17 protein-coding genes and 1 riboswitch are annotated in these 18,875 nt (G+C 71.9%); of the genes, 15 read left to right on the top strand and 2 right to left on the bottom strand.

Features of this window, described 5'->3' with window-relative positions:
- Window positions 1-113 precede the first annotated feature (113 nt).
- From hpnC to AB0J12_RS11625, 13 genes are all read left to right on the top strand, one after another.
- Window positions 114-1,049 carry a squalene synthase HpnC gene (gene hpnC, locus AB0J12_RS11685; RefSeq protein ID WP_363264078.1) on the top strand — a complete coding sequence of 312 codons (936 nt, stop codon included), beginning with the start codon at window positions 114-116 and terminating at the stop codon, window positions 1,047-1,049.
- The gene (hpnD, locus tag AB0J12_RS11680) at window positions 1,046-1,996 is read left to right on the top strand and encodes a presqualene diphosphate synthase HpnD (RefSeq protein ID WP_363264077.1); all 951 of its coding nucleotides are present in this window, start codon (window positions 1,046-1,048) and stop codon (window positions 1,994-1,996) included. The genes hpnC and hpnD overlap by 4 nt, the downstream gene beginning before the upstream one ends.
- Entirely contained in the window at window positions 1,996-2,124 is a 129-nt protein-coding gene (locus tag AB0J12_RS11675; protein ID WP_363264076.1) for a DUF6380 family protein, read from the top strand. The genes hpnD and AB0J12_RS11675 overlap by 1 nt, the downstream gene beginning before the upstream one ends.
- Window positions 2,121-3,554, top strand: a complete 1,434-nt coding sequence (hpnE, locus tag AB0J12_RS11670) for a hydroxysqualene dehydroxylase HpnE (protein ID WP_363264075.1) — start codon at window positions 2,121-2,123, stop codon at window positions 3,552-3,554. The genes AB0J12_RS11675 and hpnE overlap by 4 nt, the downstream gene beginning before the upstream one ends.
- A gap of 71 nt (window positions 3,555-3,625) precedes the next feature.
- A complete protein-coding gene (locus tag AB0J12_RS11665; RefSeq protein ID WP_363264179.1) occupies window positions 3,626-4,690 on the top strand; it encodes a polyprenyl synthetase family protein in 1,065 nt (354 codons plus the stop codon).
- Between the two features lie 119 nt (window positions 4,691-4,809).
- Window positions 4,810-6,834, top strand: coding sequence for a squalene--hopene cyclase (gene shc, locus AB0J12_RS11660; protein ID WP_363264074.1), 2,025 nt, complete (start codon window positions 4,810-4,812; stop codon window positions 6,832-6,834).
- Entirely contained in the window at window positions 6,834-7,475 is a 642-nt protein-coding gene (locus tag AB0J12_RS11655) for a 1-hydroxy-2-methyl-2-butenyl 4-diphosphate reductase (protein ID WP_363264073.1), read from the top strand. The genes shc and AB0J12_RS11655 overlap by 1 nt, the downstream gene beginning before the upstream one ends.
- 5 nt (window positions 7,476-7,480) lie before the next feature.
- The gene (gene hpnH / locus AB0J12_RS11650) at window positions 7,481-8,503 is read left to right on the top strand and encodes an adenosyl-hopene transferase HpnH (protein WP_089107242.1); all 1,023 of its coding nucleotides are present in this window, start codon (window positions 7,481-7,483) and stop codon (window positions 8,501-8,503) included.
- A gap of 4 nt (window positions 8,504-8,507) precedes the next feature.
- The gene (gene ispG / locus AB0J12_RS11645) at window positions 8,508-9,671 is read left to right on the top strand and encodes a flavodoxin-dependent (E)-4-hydroxy-3-methylbut-2-enyl-diphosphate synthase (protein WP_363264072.1); all 1,164 of its coding nucleotides are present in this window, start codon (window positions 8,508-8,510) and stop codon (window positions 9,669-9,671) included.
- A 31-nt stretch (window positions 9,672-9,702) separates the two neighbouring features.
- Entirely contained in the window at window positions 9,703-11,604 is a 1,902-nt protein-coding gene (gene dxs / locus AB0J12_RS11640; RefSeq protein ID WP_363264071.1) for a 1-deoxy-D-xylulose-5-phosphate synthase, read from the top strand.
- Window positions 11,601-12,986, top strand: coding sequence for an aspartate aminotransferase family protein (locus AB0J12_RS11635; protein WP_363264070.1), 1,386 nt, complete (start codon window positions 11,601-11,603; stop codon window positions 12,984-12,986). The genes dxs and AB0J12_RS11635 overlap by 4 nt, the downstream gene beginning before the upstream one ends.
- 107 nt (window positions 12,987-13,093) lie before the next feature.
- Window positions 13,094-13,714, top strand: coding sequence for an XRE family transcriptional regulator (locus AB0J12_RS11630; protein ID WP_363264069.1), 621 nt, complete (start codon window positions 13,094-13,096; stop codon window positions 13,712-13,714).
- A complete protein-coding gene (locus AB0J12_RS11625; RefSeq protein WP_363264068.1) occupies window positions 13,711-13,833 on the top strand; it encodes a DUF6126 family protein in 123 nt (40 codons plus the stop codon). Before AB0J12_RS11630 ends, AB0J12_RS11625 begins: the two co-directional genes overlap by 4 nt.
- 53 nt (window positions 13,834-13,886) lie before the next feature.
- Here the strand turns inward: AB0J12_RS11625 and AB0J12_RS11620 are convergent, their stop codons facing one another.
- Window positions 13,887-14,684, bottom strand: a complete 798-nt coding sequence (locus tag AB0J12_RS11620) for a tyrosine-protein phosphatase (protein WP_363264067.1) — start codon at window positions 14,682-14,684, stop codon at window positions 13,887-13,889.
- 465 nt (window positions 14,685-15,149) lie between these two features.
- Window positions 15,150-15,303, top strand: a riboswitch (cyclic di-AMP (ydaO/yuaA leader).
- A 5-nt stretch (window positions 15,304-15,308) separates the two neighbouring features.
- Here AB0J12_RS11620 and AB0J12_RS11615 point away from each other — a divergent pair.
- Window positions 15,309-16,199 carry a peptidoglycan DD-metalloendopeptidase family protein gene (locus tag AB0J12_RS11615; RefSeq protein WP_363264066.1) on the top strand — a complete coding sequence of 297 codons (891 nt, stop codon included), beginning with the start codon at window positions 15,309-15,311 and terminating at the stop codon, window positions 16,197-16,199.
- Between the two features lie 265 nt (window positions 16,200-16,464).
- Complete coding sequence (locus AB0J12_RS11610) at window positions 16,465-17,250, top strand: SGNH/GDSL hydrolase family protein (protein WP_363264178.1); 786 nt, start codon at window positions 16,465-16,467, stop codon at window positions 17,248-17,250.
- Window positions 17,251-17,299: 49 nt separating this feature from the next.
- Here the strand turns inward: AB0J12_RS11610 and AB0J12_RS11605 are convergent, their stop codons facing one another.
- Window positions 17,300-18,826, bottom strand: a complete 1,527-nt coding sequence (locus tag AB0J12_RS11605) for an immunity 49 family protein (protein WP_363264065.1) — start codon at window positions 18,824-18,826, stop codon at window positions 17,300-17,302.
- Window positions 18,827-18,875: the final 49 nt, after the last annotated feature.

Here is an 18,875-nt window from a genome sequence, read left to right as displayed (position 1 = left end):
GGACGCCGCGCGGGGGCTCGGGCGGCGTGTCCGAAATAGTGTGTATCGGGTCCGCGGTGTAGAACGGGAGATGTGACGGCAATGGCTACGGAAACTCCCCAGCTGGGCGCAGCATGTGCCGTCCCCGCCCCGGGCAGCCGGCGGTGACGGACACGGCGACGACGCGACCCCGTACGGATCCGGAGCGCGGCACCCTCGCCAAGGCCGCGGACGAGAACTTCCCCGTGGCCCCCTTCTTCCTGCCCCGCGCCTGGCGCGAGGACCTCATGGCCGTCTACGGCTTCGCCCGGCTGGTCGACGACATCGGCGACGGCGACCTCGCCCCCGGCGGCGCCGACGCGGAGCTGCTCGGCGTGCCGGAGAGCGACGCCGAGGACCGTCTCGTCCTGCTGGACGCCTTCGAGGCCGATCTGCGGTGCGTCTTCGACGGCGCCCCCCGCCACCCGCTGCTGCGCCGGCTCCAGCGCACGGTCCGCCGCCGCGCGCTGACCCCCGAGCCCTTCCTCGCGCTGATCGCGGCCAACCGTCAGGACCAGCTCGTCTCCCGCTACGAGACCTACGACGACCTCCTCGCGTACTGCGAACTGTCCGCCAATCCCGTGGGCCGCCTGGTGCTCGCCGTCACCGGCACCGCCACCCCCGAGCGGATCCGCCGCTCCGACCAGATCTGCACGGCCCTGCAGATCGTCGAGCACCTCCAGGACGTGGCCGAGGACCTCGGCCGTGACCGCATCTATCTGCCCGCCGCGGACATGAAACGCTTTCACGTCCGGGAGGCGGATCTCGCCGCGGCGAGCGCGGGTGCATCGGTGCGCGCGCTGGTCGCGTTCGAAGCGCAACGCGCCCGCCGGCTGCTGAATGAAGGCGCCCCGCTGGTGGGCAGCGTCCAGGGCAGGCTGAAACTGCTGCTCGCGGGGTTCGTTGCGGGGGGAAGGGCGGCGATCGACGCGATCGCCGCCGCTGAATACGACGTACTTCCCGGCCCTCCCCGGCACGGCAAGGTCCAGTTGCTGCGCGAGGTGGGCCTGACCCTGCGAGGAGAGGGGTGATCCGGACCGTGGAGCCTGAGTCACACGTGTCCGCACCGGTACTCGCCGCCTACCGCTACTGCGAGGCCGTGACCGGACAGCAGGCCCGTAACTTCGCCTACGGCATCCGGCTGCTGCCCACGCCCAAGCGGCGCGCGATGTCGGCGCTGTACGCGTTCTCGCGTCGCGTCGACGACATCGGCGACGGCGCGCTCGGTAACGATGTCAAGGTGGCCCGGCTCGAGGACACCCGGGCGGTGCTGGCCCGCATCCGCGCCGGCGAGGTCGCCGATGACGACACCGACCCGGTCGCGGTCGCCCTCACCCACGCCGCCGCGCACTTCCCCATCCCGCTGGGCGGCCTGGACGAGCTCATCGACGGCGTCCTGATGGACGTACGCGGCGAGACCTACGAGACCTGGGACGACCTGAAGGTGTACTGCCGCTGCGTGGCGGGCGCCATCGGCCGCCTCTCGCTCGGCGTGTTCGGTACGGAACCGGGAGCGCGCGGCGCCGAACGCGCGCCGGAGTACGCCGACACGCTCGGGCTCGCGCTGCAGCTCACCAACATCCTCAGAGACGTCCGCGAGGACGCCGAGGGCGGCCGCACCTACCTGCCCGCCGACGACCTCGCCAAATTCGGCTGCTCCGCCGGGTTCCGGGGGCCGACCCCACCGGAGGGCTCCGACTTCGCGGGCCTCGTGCACTTCGAAGTGCGACGGGCCCGCGCCCTTTTCGCCGAGGGCTACCGGCTGCTGCCGATGCTCGACCGGCGCAGCGGCGCCTGCGTGGCCGCGATGGCCGGCATCTACCGCCGGCTGCTGGACCGCATCGAACGCGAACCCCAGGCCGTCCTGCGCGGCCGCGTCTCGCTGCCCGGACACGAGAAGGCCTACGTCGCCGTGCGCGGCCTGTCCGGACTGGACGCCCGGCACATCTCCCGGCAGACCGTCAGGAGGCGCGCCTGATGGACCTCACCCCGGACGGTGGCATGCGGCAGGCAACCCTTCCCCGCGTGGCGGCGTCCCTGACGGCGACGGCCTCCCGTGCGGCCCTCGGGCAGCGCGGCACGGCCGCGGGGGAGGGGACGCGATGAGCGACGGGACGCGGGCCGACGGGCCGCGGGCGGACCCGCCCGGGCCGGCCGGCTCCGGGCGGCACGCCGTCGTGGTCGGCGGCGGGCTCGCCGGCATCACCGCGGCGCTCGCGCTCGCCGACGCGGGCCTCGGCGTCACCCTGCTGGAGGGCCGGCCCAGACTCGGCGGCCTGGCCTTCTCCTTCCAGCGCGGCGACCTCACCGTCGACAACGGCCAGCATGTCTACCTGCGCTGCTGCACCGCCTACCGCTGGTTCCTGGACCGCATCGACGGCGCCGCGCTCGCCCCGCTGCAGGACCGCCTCGACGTACCCGTGGTCGACCTCGACAAGCCCGCGGGGCGGCGGCTCGGCCGGCTGCGGCGCGACGCCCTGCCCGTACCGCTCCACCTGGGGCGCAGCCTCGCCACCTACCCGCACCTCTCGCTCGCCGAGCGGGCCAGGGTCGGGCGGGCCGCGCTCGCGCTCAAGGGACTCGACCTTTCCGACCCGGCCCTGGACACACAGGACTTCGGCAGCTGGCTGGCCGCGCACGGCCAGTCGGCGCGCGCCGTCGAGGCGCTGTGGGACCTGGTCGGGGTCGCCACCCTCAACGCGGTCGCCTCCGACGCCTCCCTCGCTCTCGCCGCGATGGTGTTCAAGACCGGTCTGCTGTCCGACCCGGGCGCGGCCGACATCGGCTGGGCGCGCGTCCCCCTGGGCGAGCTGCACGACCGGCTGGCCCGCAAGGCGCTCGACTCCGCGGGCGTGCGCACCGAAGTCCGTACACGCGTCACCTCCGTCAGTGAAGACGGAAACGGACGCCTGCGCGTTCAGATTCCCGGCGAGACGCTCACCGCGGACGCCGTCGTCCTCGCCGTACCGCAACGCGAGACCCACGACCTGCTGCCGCCCGGCGCGCTCGACGCGCCCGGGGACCTGCTGCGGATCGGGACCGCGCCGATCCTCAACGTCCATGTCGTCTACGACCGCAAGGTGCTCGACGCGCCCTTCCTCACCGCGCTGGGCTCCCCGGTGCAGTGGGTCTTCGACCGCACGGATGCCTCCGGGCTGCGCTCGGGCCAGTACCTGGCGCTGTCCCAGTCCGCCGTGCACGACGAGATCGACCTGCCCGTCGCCGACCTGCGCGCACGCTATCTGCCCGAGCTTCAGCGGCTGCTGCCCGGCACAGGCGGTGCCGAGGTGCAGGACTTCTTCGTGACCCGGGAGCGCACCGCCACGTTCGCTCCCACCCCCGGCGTCGGGCGGCTGCGGCCCGGCGCCCGCACCAGAACCCCCGGCCTGTACCTGGCCGGAGCGTGGACCGCCACCGGGTGGCCCGCGACCATGGAGAGTGCGGTCCGCAGCGGTGTGAGCGCGGCGGAGGCCGCGCTCGGCGCCCTGGGCCGGCCCCGCCCCCGCCGTCTCTTCCCCGTCGAGGAGGCGGCGTGATGCTCGGTGAACGCGGCGAGGCAGGTCCCCGCACCCCCGGTACCGCAACAAGAGGAGTAACTGTGCCCCCTGTGCCCCCGGCCTCGACGACCGCTCGTGCCACCGAGGTGGACGTGGCCGCGCTGTTGGAGCGCGGCCGGACACTGGCCACGCCGGTACTGCGGGCGGCCGTCGACCGCCTGGCCCCTCCCATGGACACGGTCGCCGCCTACCACTTCGGCTGGATCGACGCCGCGGGCAACCCGTCCTCCGGCGACGGCGGCAAGGCGGTACGCCCCGCCCTGGCGGTGCTGTCGGCCGAGGTGACGGGGGCGGCACCCGAGGCGGGCGTCCCGGGCGCGGTCGCGGTCGAGCTCGTCCACAACTTCTCGCTGCTGCACGACGACCTCATGGACGGCGACGAACAGCGCCGCCACCGCGACACCGTGTGGAAGGTGCACGGCCCCGCCCAGGCCATCCTGGTCGGTGACGCCCTGTTCGCGCTGGCCAACGAGGTACTGCTGGAGCTCGGCACAACCGACGCCGGGCGCGCCACGCGCCGGCTGACCACCGCCACCCGGGCCCTGATCGACGGTCAGGCGCAGGACATCTCCTACGAGCACCGCGACCGTGTCAGCGTCGAGGAGTGCCTGGAGATGGAGGGCAACAAGACCGGCGCCCTGCTCGCCTGCGCCAGCTCCATCGGTGCCGTCCTCGGCGGCGCCGACGACCGTACCGCGGACATGCTGGAGAAGTACGGCTACCACCTCGGCCTGGCCTTCCAGGCCGTCGACGACCTCCTCGGCATCTGGGGCGACCCGGACGCCACCGGCAAGCAGACCTGGAGCGATCTGCGCCAGCGCAAGAAGTCCCTGCCGGTCGTGGCCGCGCTCGCGGCGGGCGGCGCCGCCTCCGATGAGCTCGGCGACCTGCTGGCCGCCGACGCCAAGGCGAGCGACTTCGAGAACTTCTCCGAGGAGGAGTTCGCGGCCCGCGCCCGCCTCATCGAGGCGGCCGGCGGCCGGGACTGGACCGCCGAGGAGGCGCGCCGCCAGCACACCATCGCCATCGAAGCCCTCGACGCCGTCGACATGCCCGACCGGGTGCGGGAGCAGTTCACGGCGCTCGCCGACTTCGTCGTCGTACGAAAGAGATGATCACTATCGGGCGAACAGCCACCCTCGCGTAGTCGCCGGCCGGCAGCTCCGCCACGAGAGCACCGGCCGACGGCGGACCCACAGCAGCACGACGCGCACGACTGCACGAAGGGGAAGCCATGACAGCGACGACCGACGGAAGCACCGGGGCGACCTTGCCGCCCCGCGCTGCCGCGGCCAGCGAAACCGACACCCACACCCCCGGGGCGGCCGGGGTGCAAGAAGCCGCCATCCGCGCCGTACAGCGCGCCACCCGCTACCTTCTCTCCACGCAGGATGCCGAGGGCTGGTGGAAGGGCGACCTCGAGACGAACGTCACGATGGACGCCGAGGACCTGCTGCTGCGCCAGTTCCTGGGCATCCAAGACGAGGCGACCACCCGCGCCGCCGCCCTGTTCATCCGCGGCGAGCAGCGCGAGGACGGCACCTGGGCCACCTTCTACGGCGGCCCCGGCGACCTGTCCGCCACCGTCGAGGCCTACGTCGCCCTGCGGCTGGCCGGGGACGCGGTCGACGCCCCGCACATGGCGAAGGCCTCCGCCTGGGTCCGCGAGCAGGGCGGCATCGCCGCGGCCCGCGTCTTCACCCGGATCTGGCTGGCCCTGTTCGGCTGGTGGAAGTGGGAGGACCTGCCCGAACTCCCGCCGGAACTGATCTGGTTCCCGCACTGGGTCCCGCTGAACATCTACGACTTCGGGTGCTGGGCCCGGCAGACGATCGTGCCGCTGACCGTCGTCTCCGCCAAGCGCCCCGTGCGCCCCGCGCCCTTCCCGCTGGACGAGCTGCACACCGACCCCGCGAACCCCAACCCGGCCAAGCCGCTCGCGCCCGTGGCCAGTTGGGACGGCGCCTTCCAGCGCCTTGACAAGGGTCTGCACGTCCTGCGCAAGGTGGTGCCCAAGCGGCTGCGCAAGGCCGCGATGGACACCGCCGCCCGCTGGATCATCGAGCGCCAGGAGAACGACGGCTGCTGGGGCGGCATCCAGCCCCCGGCCGTGTACTCGGTCATCGCGCTGCACCTGCTCGGCTACGACCTCCAGCACCCCGTGATGCGCGCGGGACTCGAGTCGCTGGACCGTTTCGCCGTGTGGCGCGAGGACGGCGCCCGGATGATCGAGGCGTGTCAGTCACCGGTGTGGGACACCTGTCTTGCGACCATCGCGCTCGCCGACGCCGGTGTGCCCGCCGATCACCCGCAGCTGGTCAAGGCCGCCGACTGGATGCTGGGCGAGCAGATCGTGCGCCCCGGCGACTGGTCGGTGAAGCGGCCCGGACTGCCGCCCGGTGGCTGGGCGTTCGAGTTCCACAACGACAACTACCCCGACATCGACGACACCGCCGAGGTCCTCCTCGCGCTGCGCCGGGTCGCGCACCACGATCCCGAGCGCGTCGAGAACGCCATCTCCCGCGGCGTGCGCTGGAACCTCGGCATGCAGTCGAGGAACGGCGCGTGGGGCGCCTTCGACGCCGACAACACCAGCCCCTTCCCCAACCGGCTGCCGTTCTGCGACTTCGGCGAGGTCATCGACCCGCCGTCGGCCGACGTCACCGCGCACGTGGTGGAGATGCTCGCCGTCGAGGGGCTCGCCCACGACCCGCGCACCCGGCGCGGCATCGCGTGGCTGCTGGCCGAACAGGAGACGAACGGCTCGTGGTTCGGCCGCTGGGGCGTCAACTACGTCTACGGCACCGGCTCCGTCGTCCCCGCGCTGACCGCCGCCGGCCTGCCCGGCTCGCACCCCGCGATCCGGCGAGCCGTGGCGTGGCTGGAGTCCGTGCAGAACGACGACGGCGGCTGGGGTGAGGACCTGCGCTCCTACAAGTACACCAAGGAGTGGAGCGGCAAGGGCGCCTCCACCGCCTCTCAGACGGCGTGGGCGCTGATGGCGCTGCTCGCGGCGGGGGAGAGGGACTCCAAGGCGGTCGAGCGCGGCATCGCGTGGCTGGCCGCGACCCAGCGCGAGGACGGCTCCTGGGACGAGCCCTACTTCACCGGCACCGGCTTCCCCTGGGACTTCTCCATCAACTACCACCTGTACCGGCAGGTGTTCCCGCTCACCGCGCTCGGCCGGTACGTCCACGGCGACCCCTTCGCCGACCGGCTCCCGGCACACCGGGCCCACGCCGAGGCCAAGGGGGCCTGATGAGTACCCAGCCCGCCCCGGCCCCGCTGCTGATCGCCTGCGCGCTCGGCATCGAGCACCTCGCCCTGCGCGCCGGCGATCAGAGCGGGGCGGGCGGGCCGGTCACCCTGCTGCGCACCGGCATGGGGCCCGGGGCGGCCGAGCGCGCGGTCGAGCGGGCCCTGACCACCCCGGCGCTGGCCGACGCCGCCGTCGTCGCCACCGGCTTCTGCGCGGGGCTCGCCCCCGGGATGCACCCCGGCGACCTGGTCGTGGCCGAGGAGACCAGGGACCAGCGCTCGACGGTCGCCTGCGTCGGCACCGAACTGCTCGTGAAGGAACTCTCCCGCACCCTTCCCGGGCGCACCGTGCACACCGGTCCGCTCACCGGCTCCGACCACGTCGTACGCGGCGCCGAACGGTCCGCGCTGGCCGCCGGTGGCGCGATCGCCGTGGACATGGAGTCGGCGGCCACGCTCTTCAGCGCCGTCCGGGCCGGCGAGCGCCCGGTTGCGGCCGTCCGGGTGGTCGTGGACGCTCCAGAACATGAACTCGTCCGGATCGGCACGGTGCGCGGTGGAATATCGGCTTTCCGCGTTCTTCGGTCCGTATTGCCTACTTTTTTCGAATGGCACCGTAATGTGCTGCTCCCCCGGAGGTGAGCCAGATGGCCATGCCGCTGCGCCAGTCCATCAAGGTCGCTACATACCTGGCCGAACAGAAGCTGCGCAAGCGGGACAAGTTCCCGCTGATCGTGGAGCTCGAGCCGCTCTTCGCGTGCAATCTCAAATGTGAGGGCTGCGGCAAGATCCAGCACCCGGCGGGCGTGCTCAAGCAGCGCATGCCGGTGGCGCAGGCCGTGGGCGCTGTGCTGGAGTCGGGTGCGCCGATGGTGTCCATCGCGGGCGGCGAGCCCCTGATGCATCCGCAGATCGACGAGATCGTGCGCCAGTTGGTGGCCAAGCGGAAATACGTCTTCCTGTGCACCAACGCCATGCTCCTGCGCAAGAAGATGGACAAGTTCACGCCCTCCCCGTACTTCGCCTTCGCCGTGCACATCGACGGGCTGCGCGAGCGGCACGACGAGTCCGTGGCGAAGGAGGGTGTGTTCGACGAGGCGGTGGAGGCCATCAAGGAGGCCAAGCGGCGCGGCTTCCGGGTCACCACCAACTCCACCTTCTTCAACACCGACACCCCGCAGACCATCATCGAGGTGCTCAACTTCCTCAACGACGACCTGAAGGTCGACGAGATGATGATCTCGCCCGCCTACGCCTACGAGAAGGCCCCCGACCAGGAGCACTTCCTCGGCGTCGAGCAGACCCGCGAGCTGTTCAAGAAGGCCTTCGCGGGCGGCAACCGCAAGAAGTGGCGGCTCAACCACTCCCCGCTGTTCCTCGACTTCCTCGAGGGCAAGGTCGACTTCCCGTGCACCGCCTGGGCGATCCCCAACTACTCGCTCTTCGGCTGGCAGCGCCCCTGCTACCTGATGAGTGACGGCTACGTGCCGACCTACCGCGAGCTGATCGAGGAGACCGACTGGGACAAGTACGGCCGCGGCAAGGACCCGCGCTGCGCCAACTGCATGGCGCACTGCGGCTACGAGCCCACCGCCGTGCTGGCCACGATGGGATCGCTCAAGGAGTCCCTGCGCGCCATGCGCGAGACCGTCTCAGGGAACCGGGAGTGAGGCGATGACCGCTGTGTCCCTGCCCGTCCCCGAGGTACCGGCCCGGCCGGTCGCCGCGCGACGCGTGTCGCGGCAGATCCAGGTCGGGCCGGTGCCGGTCGGGGGCGGGGCCCCGGTGTCGGTGCAGTCGATGACGACGACCCGCACGTCCGACGTCGGCGCCACGCTCCAGCAGATCGCCGAGCTGACCGCCTCCGGCTGCCAGATCGTGCGGGTGGCGTGCCCGACGCAGGACGACGCCGACGCGCTCGCCACGATCGCCGCGAAGTCGCAGATCCCGGTGATCGCCGACATCCACTTCCAGCCGAAGTACGTCTTCGCCGCGATCGAGGCCGGCTGCGCGGCCGTGCGCGTCAACCCCGGCAACATCAAGAAGTTCGACGACCAGGTCGGTCAGATCGCGCGCGCCGCCAAGGACCACGGCACCCCGATCCGCATCGGCGTCAACGCCGGTTCCCTGGACCAGCGCCTGCTCAAGAAGTACGGCAAGGCGACCCCCGAGGCCCTGGTCGAATCGGCGCTGTGGGAGGCGTCCCTCTTCGAGGAGCACGACTTCCGCGACATCAAGATCTCGGTCAAGCACAACGACCCGGTCGTGATGATCGAGGCCTACCGCCAGCTCGCCGAGCAGTGCGACTACCCGCTCCACCTCGGCGTCACGGAGGCCGGCCCGGCGTTCCAGGGCACGATCAAGTCGGCGGTCGCCTTCGGCGCGCTGCTCTCGCAGGGCATCGGCGACACCATCCGGGTGTCGCTGTCCGCGCCGCCCGCCGAGGAGGTCAAGGTCGGCATCCAGATCCTGCAGTCCCTGGGCCTGAAGGAGCGCCGGCTGGAGATCGTCTCGTGTCCGTCCTGCGGCCGCGCCCAGGTCGACGTCTACAAGCTCGCCGACGAGGTCACGGCCGGTCTGGAGGGCATGGAAGTCCCCCTGCGGGTGGCCGTGATGGGGTGCGTGGTCAACGGCCCCGGCGAGGCACGGGAGGCGGACCTGGGCGTCGCCTCCGGCAACGGCAAGGGGCAGATCTTCGTCAAGGGCGAGGTCGTGCGGACCGTACCCGAGTCGAAGATCGTCGAGACCCTGATCGAGGAGGCGATGAAGATCGCCGAGCAGATGGAGCGGGAGGGCTCCGGACCAGCCACCGGGAGACCGGCAGTGACGGTGAGTTGACATACGGCACGGACCGAGAGGGGGCCCGAGCGTGACGATCCTGGAGAACGTCCGGCAACCACGCGACCTGAAGGCGCTGTCCGAGGCGGAACTGAGCGAACTGTCGGACGAGATACGCGAGTTCCTGGTGCAGGCGGTCACCCGGACCGGCGGACACCTCGGGCCCAACCTGGGCGTCGTCGAGCTGACGATCGCCCTGCACCGGGTCTTCGAGTCGCCGGCCGACCGCATCCTGTGGGACACCGGCCACCAGTCCTACGTGCACAAGCTGCTGACGGGACGTCAGGACTTCTCCAAGCTCCGCGGCAAGGGCGGCCTGTCCGGCTACCCCTCGCGCGAGGAGTCCGAGCACGACGTCATCGAGAACAGCCACGCCTCCACCGCGCTCGGCTGGGCCGACGGACTCGCCAAGGCCCGCCAGGTGCAGGGGGAGAAGGGCCACGTCGTCGCGGTGATCGGGGACGGCGCGCTGACCGGTGGCATGGCCTGGGAGGCGCTGAACAACATCGCGGCGGCCAGGGACCGGCCGCTCATCATCGTCGTCAACGACAACGAACGCTCCTACGCCCCCACCATAGGCGGCCTCGCCAACCACCTGGCGACGCTGCGCACCACCGACTCGTACGAGAAGGTCCTCGCCTGGGGCAAGGACGTGCTGCTGCGCACACCCGTCGTGGGCAACACGGTCTACGAGTCCCTGCACGGCGCGAAGAAGGGCTTCAAGGACGCCTTCGCACCGCAGGGCATGTTCGAGGACCTGGGCCTGAAGTACGTCGGCCCGATCGACGGGCACGACATCCGGGCCGTCGAGTCGGCGCTGCGGCGCGCCAAGCGGTTCCACGGCCCGGTGCTGGTGCACTGCCTCACGGTCAAGGGACGCGGCTACGAACCCGCCCTGCAGAACGAGGAGGACCACTTCCACACCGTCGGCGTCATCGACCCGCTCACCTGCGCGCCGCTCGTCCCGGCCGACGCTCCGTCGTGGACGTCGGTGTTCGGCGACGAGATCGTGCGGATCGGCGAGGAACGGGACGACGTCGTCGCGATCACGGCGGCCATGCTGCATCCGGTGGGCCTCGGCAAGTTCGCCGCCCGCTTCCCGGACCGCGTGTGGGACGTCGGCATCGCCGAACAGCACGCGGCCGTCTCCGCGGCCGGCCTGGCCACCGGCGGACTGCACCCGGTCGTCGCGGTCTACGCCACCTTCCTCAACCGCGCCTTCGACCAGCTGCTGATGGACGTCGCCCTGCACCGCTGCGGGGTCACCTTCGTCCTCGACCGGGCCGGCGTCACCGGGGCCGACGGGCCCTCCCACAACGGCATGTGGGACATGTCCGTCCTCCAGGTCGTGCCCGGCCTCAGGATCGCCGCGCCGCGCGACGCCGACCAGCTGCGCGCCCAGCTGCGCGAGGCCGTCGCCGTGGACGACGCGCCGACCCTGGTCCGCTTCCCGAAGGAGTCCGTGGGGGCGTCGATCCCGGCGATCGACCGGGTGGGCGGCCTCGACGTGCTGCACCGCTCGGCGGAGAGCCCACAGGTCCTCCTGGTCGCGGTCGGCGTGATGGCGCCCGTGTGTCTGCAGGCCGCCGAGCTGCTGGCGGCCCGGGGCATCGGCTGCACGGTCGTCGACCCGCGCTGGGTCAAGCCCGTCGACGCGGCGCTGCCGGGCCTCGCGGCCGAACACCGGCTGGTCGCCGTCGTCGAGGACAACAGCCGCGCGGCGGGCGTCGGCAGCGCGGTGGCCCTCGCCCTCGGCGACGCCGACGTGGATGTGCCGGTACGGCGCTTCGGCATCCCGGAGCAGTTCCTCGCCCACGCCAAGCGCGGCGAGGTGCTGGCCGACATCGGCCTCACCCCCGTCGAGGTGGCCGGCCGGATCAGCGCGAGTCTGGCCGTGCGGGACCTCGACGGCCCAGTCAAGGAGAGTGAATGACCACCGAGTTCGACCTCGGCGCCCTGCTCGCCGAGCGTGGAGCCGAACGCTACGAGCTGCACGCGCGGTACCTCAACCCGCAGCTTCCGCGCATGCTGCGCACCATCGGCTTCGACAAGGTCTACGAGCGCGCCGAGGGCGCCCACTTCTTCGACGCCGAGGGCAACGACTACCTCGACATGCTCGCCGGGTTCGGGGTGATGGGCCTCGGCCGCCACCACCCCGTCGTCCGCAAGGCGCTGCACGACGTGCTCGACCTCGGCCTCGCCGACCTCACCCGTTTCGACTGCCAGCCGCTGCCCGGCCTGCTCGCCGAACGGCTGCTCGCGCACAGCCCGCACCTGGACCGGGTGTTCTTCGGCAACAGCGGCACCGAGGCCGTCGAGACGGCCCTGAAGTTCGCCCGGTACGCCACCGGCAAGCCGCGCGTCCTGTACTGCGACCACGCCTTCCACGGGCTGACCACCGGCTCGCTGTCGGTCAACGGCGAGTCCGGCTTCCGGGACGGCTTCGCCCCGCTGCTGCCCGACACGGCTGTTCCCCTCGGCGACCTCGAGGCGCTCGCGCGGGAGCTGCGCAAGGGCGACGTCGCCGCCCTGATCGTCGAGCCGATCCAGGGCAAGGGCGTGCACGAGGCCCCGCCCGGCTATCTGCGCGCCGCGCAGGAGCTGCTGCGCCGGCACAAGGCGCTGCTCATCGCCGACGAGGTGCAGACCGGCCTCGGCCGCACCGGCGACTTCTACGCCTACCAGCACGAGGACGGCGTCGAACCCGACCTGGTCTGCGTCGCCAAGGCCCTCTCCGGGGGCTATGTGCCGGTCGGCGCCACCCTGGGCAGGGAGTGGATCTTCAAGAAGGTCTACTCGTCCATGGACCGCGTCCTGGTCCACTCGGCGAGCTTCGGCTCCAATGCCCAGGCGATGGCGTGCGGCCTCGCCGTGCTGTCGGTCATGGAGCAGGAGCAGATCGTCGCCGGGGTGCGCAGGACCGGCGAGCTGCTGAGGTCCCGGCTCGCCGCGCTGACCGAGAAGTACGAACTGCTCGCCGACGTCCGCGGCCGCGGGCTGATGATCGGCATCGAGTTCGGCCGGCCCGCCTCGCTGAAGCTGCGCAGCCGCTGGACCATGCTCCAGGCCGCCCGCAAGGGCCTGTTCGCGCAGATGGTGGTCGTGCCGCTGCTCCAGCGGCACCGGATCCTCACCCAGGTCTCCGGCGACCACCTCGAAGTGATCAAGCTGATCCCGCCGCTGATCATCGACGAGGCGGACGTGGACCGCTTCGTCGACGCCTTCACCGCCGTGATGGACGACGCGCACAGCGGCAACGGGCTGATGTGGGACTTCGGCAAGACGCTGATCAAGCAGGCCGTGACGAACCGGTAGCGGCACACGGCGGGCCGGGCCGGGTGGGTGAGCCGCGTGGGCGCCGCAGGCTTTGCCTCTGAGGCAACAAATTTGCCGCATAGGCAAGCCTGCGGCTGAATGGGGACATGAGTTCCTCCGAGTCCCCTGCGGAACCGGCCGGCGGCCTGCCCGCGGTGGCCCCGCAGCTGCGGTCCCTGCGCCGCCGCGCCGGCCTCACCCTGGAGGCCGCCGCCCGCGCCGCCGGACTCTCCCCGGCCCATCTGTCCCGCCTGGAGACCGGGCAGCGCCAGCCCTCGCTGCCGATGCTGCTCGCGCTGGCCCGTATCTACGGTACGACCGTCTCGGAGCTGCTCGGCGAGAGCGTCGCCGAGCGGGACGCCGTGGTGCGCGGCTCCGACATGGAGCCGACGGCGGCCGGCGGCTGGACGTACCGGCAGGCCGGCGCGCCGGGCCGCGGCATGCAGGCCCTGCGGGTGCAGGTGCCCTACGGCGCGCAGGGCGACATCGTGCGCGTACACCCCGGCGAGGAGTGGCTGTACGTCCTGACCGGTCGGCTCAGGCTGCGCCTGGGGGACACCACCCACCGGCTCGGCCCGGGGGACAGCGCGCACTTCGACTCGCTGACCCCGCACCGGATCGCCGCCGATGACCCCGCCGGTCTGGAGCTGCTGTTCGTCCACACCCTGCTGCAGAGCCCCACGGCCACGCTGTGCCTGGGGCCCGCCCACCCTGGAGAGGCACGATGAGCAACTTCGAGGAGAAGTTCCCCCGGACCCTGTGGATCCGGCTCATCATCTACATCGCCGTCGGCCATGTCCTGGCCGGCTTCGTCTGGCTGCTGTTCGAGCTGGGCGCCCGGCAGTAGGCCCCTCGGCGGGCACGGCGGGCACCGGCCGGCCGCGCGGTCGCTTCCGCGGCTCAGTCGAGCAGGCGTGCCCGCAGCCGCTCCCGGGTCTCGGGGGTGAGCCGCAGTCCCTGCTCCAGGTAGGCGTCGACGCCGCCCCAGGTCTCCTCGATGGTCTCCAGCGCCGCCGTGAGGTACTCGGCGCGCGCGTCGAAGAGCGGGCTGAGCAGTTCCATCACCTCGGGCGTGTAGGCCGACTCGGCCGAGCCGCTGCGGCGCACCTTGTAGCGGCGGTGCTTCTCGTTGGACTTCAGGTAGTCCTCGACGATGGCGTCCTGCTCCACGCCCAGGGCGAGCAGGGTGACCGCTATCGACAGGCCCGCGCGGTCCTTGCCCGCGGCGCAGTGCATCAGGGCCGGGACGTTGTCCTCGGCGAGCGCGTGCAGCACCCGGGAGTGCTCGGCGGTGCGCTCCTTGATGATCGTGCGGTAGGAGGCGATCATCCGGTTTGCTCCCTTGCCGTCGGCGAGGATGCCGCGCAGCTGCTCGAGATCACCGTCGCGCACCATCTTCCAGAACTCGGCGCCGTCCGCCGGGTCCGACAGCGGCAGATTGACGTTGCGCACGCCCGGCAGCTCGACGTCCGGCCCCTCCAGCTTCTGGTCGGCCGCGTTGCGGAAGTCGAAGATCGTGTGCAGCCCCAGGGTGGAGAGGTACGCCGCGTCCCCGGGCGTCGCGTGGGCGAGGTGGCCGCTGCGGAAGAGCACGCCGTGCCGCACCCGCCGACCGTCGATCGTGGGGAGTCCGCCCACGTCTCGGAAGTTGCGCACTCCGGCCAGCTCGGGTTCGGTCGACGGCACCTGCTGCGTCACGAAGGGCTCCTCCCGCTCGTACCCGCCGACGCGGCTCGAATGGCCGACGGGCTGCCCTTCGACGATACGACATGGATTCCCGGGGCAACCGGTTGCACCGGCCTCCCGACCGAGGCGTACGGATAGGCCGGTTATCCCTCGGCGTCGCATTTGAGCTTTCTGCCCGAATTGGCCTTTTGTTTCCAACTCGCGTGGAAATAGGGGTCACTAGAAGGCGAGCGCGTGAGGAGCGTCATAACCGTGACCGTCCGTCGTATGGCATGTCCACGTAATGGCGGTGGATTTGCTGGTGAATTGACGAGCTGGCAGCAGATCGAATTCACGCAGTGTGACGGCGGATTCCCTCATTGGATCACGATAAACGCCCGTTCATGCAACCTCCTGCTTGTCCCTGTGCGTCCTACTCGCTTACGTTCCCACCGAATCCGGACGGACGCCGAATCCTGCCGCCGTCCGGCGCACCGCACCCACCCACCCGACGCACGGCAGGAGCGGGGGACCCACAGGTACGACCGCCTGTTCCGGTTCCCGGAACGGCTATGGGGTGAAGCCGCACCCGGCGGCCGGGCATCTCCAGCCCGAACCCGACAGCTCACCTCGCAGGCGCCGGAGAGGAAAAGCGCCATGCCCGCAAAGGGTAAGCACCGTCGTCCGAAGACCCTGCGTTTCGCCCGCACTCTCGCCGTCGCCGGCACCGGTGGCGCCGCGCTCGCGCTGCCGCTCATGGGCGCCGCCGGAGCGCACGCCGTTACGCCGCAGACCGCCGCCCAGTCGGTGTCCGGCAAGGCCGTCCAGAGCCTGCCGTCCGTCGAGAAGAAGGCGACGCGGTCCGGCGCGCGCCTCTACACCGTCAAGTCCGGCGACTACCTGTCGAAGATCGCCGACGAGCAGCACGTCGCCGGCGGCTGGAAGAAGCTGTACGAGGACAACCGTGAGGTCGTCGGCAGTGACCCGTCGCTCATCCACCCCGGTCTGAAGCTGACCCTCGGCAAGAAGGCCGCCGTGGCGCACAAGGCCGCCCCGTCGCACAAGAGCGAGGTGCCCTCGCACAAGCCCGCCAAGCCCGCGAAGGCCGCCGAGCCCGCCCGGTCGACGAGCACCGCCGCCGGCTTCACCCTCCCGGTCAGCGGCGCCACCATAGGCACCGCCTACCACACCGCCGGCAGCATGTGGTCCAGCGGCTACCACACCGGCGTCGACTTCGTCGTCCCGACCGGCACCACCGTCAAGGCCGTCGGCGCGGGCACCGTCGTCTCCGCCGGCTGGGGCGGCGCCTACGGCAACCAGGTCGTCATCAAGCTGAACGACGGCTACTACGCCCAGTACGCCCACCTGTCCCAGCTCTCCGTCTCGGCCGGCCAGACCGTGACCGCGGGCCAGCAGCTCGGCCTGTCCGGCGCGACCGGCAACGTGACCGGCCCGCACCTGCACTTCGAGATCCGCACCACGCCGGACTACGGCTCCGACGTGGACCCGGTCGCCTACCTGCGCGCCCACGGCGTCACCGTCGGCTGACCCCGCGCCGCCCCGGCGGCCACCCGTCTGACACGCCACCAAGGCCGGCCCCGATCCACGGGTGTCCGGCCCTCGGTGTGTCCGGCCTTCGGTGTGTCCGGACCGGCCGGGGTTTTCCGGTCGGAGCGCTTATTCCCGACACGGCCGGACATGTGGAGTGGCTTATCTCACCGCCCGTCAACCCTTGCCTACGGTCGCGTAAGTCACATTCGAGGGTGAATCATGGACTGCTGTGGCAGACGATTCGAAGAGTGACAGCAGAGCAGTGATCGGGTCGTACGTGGCGGTGGGGGACAGCTTCACCGAGGGCGTCGGTGATCCCGGCCCCGACGGGCAGTTCGTGGGCTGGGCCGACCGTTTCGCCGTACTCCTCGCCGACCGGCGTCCCGAAGGCGACTTCACCTACACGAACCTCGCAGTACGCGGCAGGCTCCTCGACCAGATCGTGGCGGAGCAGGTCCCGCGGGCCGTCGAACTCGCCCCCGACCTCGTGTCGTTCTGCGCCGGCGGCAACGACATCATCCGGCCCGGCACCGACCCCGACGAGGTCGCCGAGCGGTTCGAGAGGGCGGTCGCGCAGCTCGCCGCGGCGGCCGGCACGGTCATGGTGACGACCGGCTTCGACACCCGGGGCGTCCCGCTGCTCAAGCATCTGCGCGGCAAGATCGCCACCTACAACGGGCACGTCCGGGCCATCGCCGACCGCTACGGCTGCCCGGTACTCGACCTGTGGTCGCTGAAGTCCGTGCAGGACCGCCGCGCCTGGGACGACGACCGGCTGCACCTGTCGCCCGAGGGGCACACGCGCGTGGCGCTGCGGGCCGGCCAGGCGCTCGGCCTGAGGATCCCGGCCGACCCCGAGCAGCCCTGGCCGCCGCTGCCGCCGCGCGGCACGCTCGAGGTCCGGCGCGACGACGTGCACTGGGCGCGCGAGTACCTGGTGCCGTGGATCGGCCGGCGGCTGCGCGGCGAGTCCTCCGGCGACCATGTGACCGCCAAGGGCACGCTGTCACCGGACGACATCAAGATGCGGATCGCGGCCGTCGCCTGAACCGCGCGGCCAGGGGCGGGCCGTGGCGGCACCGCCCCTCGGCCCGCCGTCAGGTCGGGAACTCCCCGTACCAGCTCCCCTGCACGAGGTGGGTCGGCAGATACGGCGACGACGTGTCCACCGGGAAGCCCGCGTCGTACGCCAGTGAGGCCAGCGCCAGCGGGCCGAGGGCGACCAGCGCGCGCGGGTCGCCGGAGCCCTCCCAGTAGCGGCCGTGGTGGGCGAGCGCCTCGGCGAGGACGGTCGCGAACTTCTCCTGGTCGCGGGCGATGAACCGGTGGAACAGCGCGATCGGCTGGTAGTCGACCAGGTTCAGGAAATCGCCTGGCGTGCGGGTCGCCACCTGCGGGTCGGACGTCTGGATCGTGGTGACCAGGCGGTCGGCGACCTCGTCCATGGGGCGCCGCAGCACGAAGGCCTGCAGCGTGCCGATCCAGTGGAAGAGGTAGTCGTCCGCCTCGCCGGCCCGGTGCAGCCGCTCCACCGGCACCTGGCTCAGCCGCGTCAGCCGCTCGCCCTCCCGGCACACCAGCGCCAGCCAGAACGCCTCCAGCCAGGCCCGGCCGTCGCCCCGCGGAGCATCCGGCGTGGCGAACAGCGCCGAGCCCTCCTGCATGGCACGCACCCACGCCTCCCAGCTCTCGAGCTTCACCGCGGAGGGATCGTCGGCGGCCTGGGCGTGCGCGTGCGCGAGCGCCGTGGCGAAGGGGGACGAGTCCTGGCCACCGCGCAGCCGCTTCATCAGCTCCAGCAGTTCCTGCGGGGCCCGCACGGACAGCGAGCGCGTCTCCTCGTCGATGTGGGTGAGACACACCAGCCGCCCCCGGTGCCACCAGTACAGACGGGGGGTGAGCGAGCCCGGCCCGTCCTGGCAGGCGCCCAGTGCGTAGGAGCCGAGGTCGTTGACCGCGTCCACGACCGTGCCGTCCGCGATCGGATGGAACGCCAGCAGATGCCGCGTCGGCACGGCCACCAGCGCGCCGGCCTCCGGCAGGTCCCGGCCGGTCACCTCCCGGACCAGTTCCGGCAGCGCCAGCGCCCTGCTCGCGACGAAGTGCGAGTCGCCGTACACCGAGTGCAGCACCGCCCCCGCCGCGGTGCGCACCTCCTCGTGCCGCACGGGCTCGGCGAGCAGGTTGGCCCGGCCCGCCGCCCACAGCTGCTCGGCGTCCACCCGGGCCACGTCGCCGTCGTGCAGGATGCGCACCGATTCGGGAGTGTCCAGGGCGAGGGCCGCGAGCAGGCCGTCGGCGACCGGGCGTACGTAGCGGAAGCTGCCCGCCGCCTCCTCGGGGAACGCGTCGTCGGGCAGCAGCCGCAGCCGCGTCCCGCGCAGCAGCTCTTCGGCGTCCTCGTCGCCCCGCGAGGCGTTCTCCAGGCGCGCGAAGTGCTGCCGGACCAACTCCGGCCACTGTTCCTCGGGTATGTCGCGGCAGCGCTGGGCCAGCGTGGTCAGCGGGCTGCGGCGCCCGCTGTGCAGGACGTCCGTGCCGGTGACGACGATGTCGTCGTGCCCGGCGCCGAGGTGGTCGACGGCGAGGGAGCGCAGCCGGGCGGCCTGTGGCCCCGTCAGCATGGGCAAATGGGGATCGGGTGCGTGCAGTCGGTTCACCCCGGGACTCTAC

The sequence above is a fragment of the Streptomyces sp. NPDC049915 genome (assembly GCF_040656475.1).
Lineage (GTDB): Bacteria > Actinomycetota > Actinomycetes > Streptomycetales > Streptomycetaceae > Streptomyces.
Note: the sequence above shows the minus strand (reverse complement) of the source record. Positions and strands in the feature narration are given on the sequence as shown.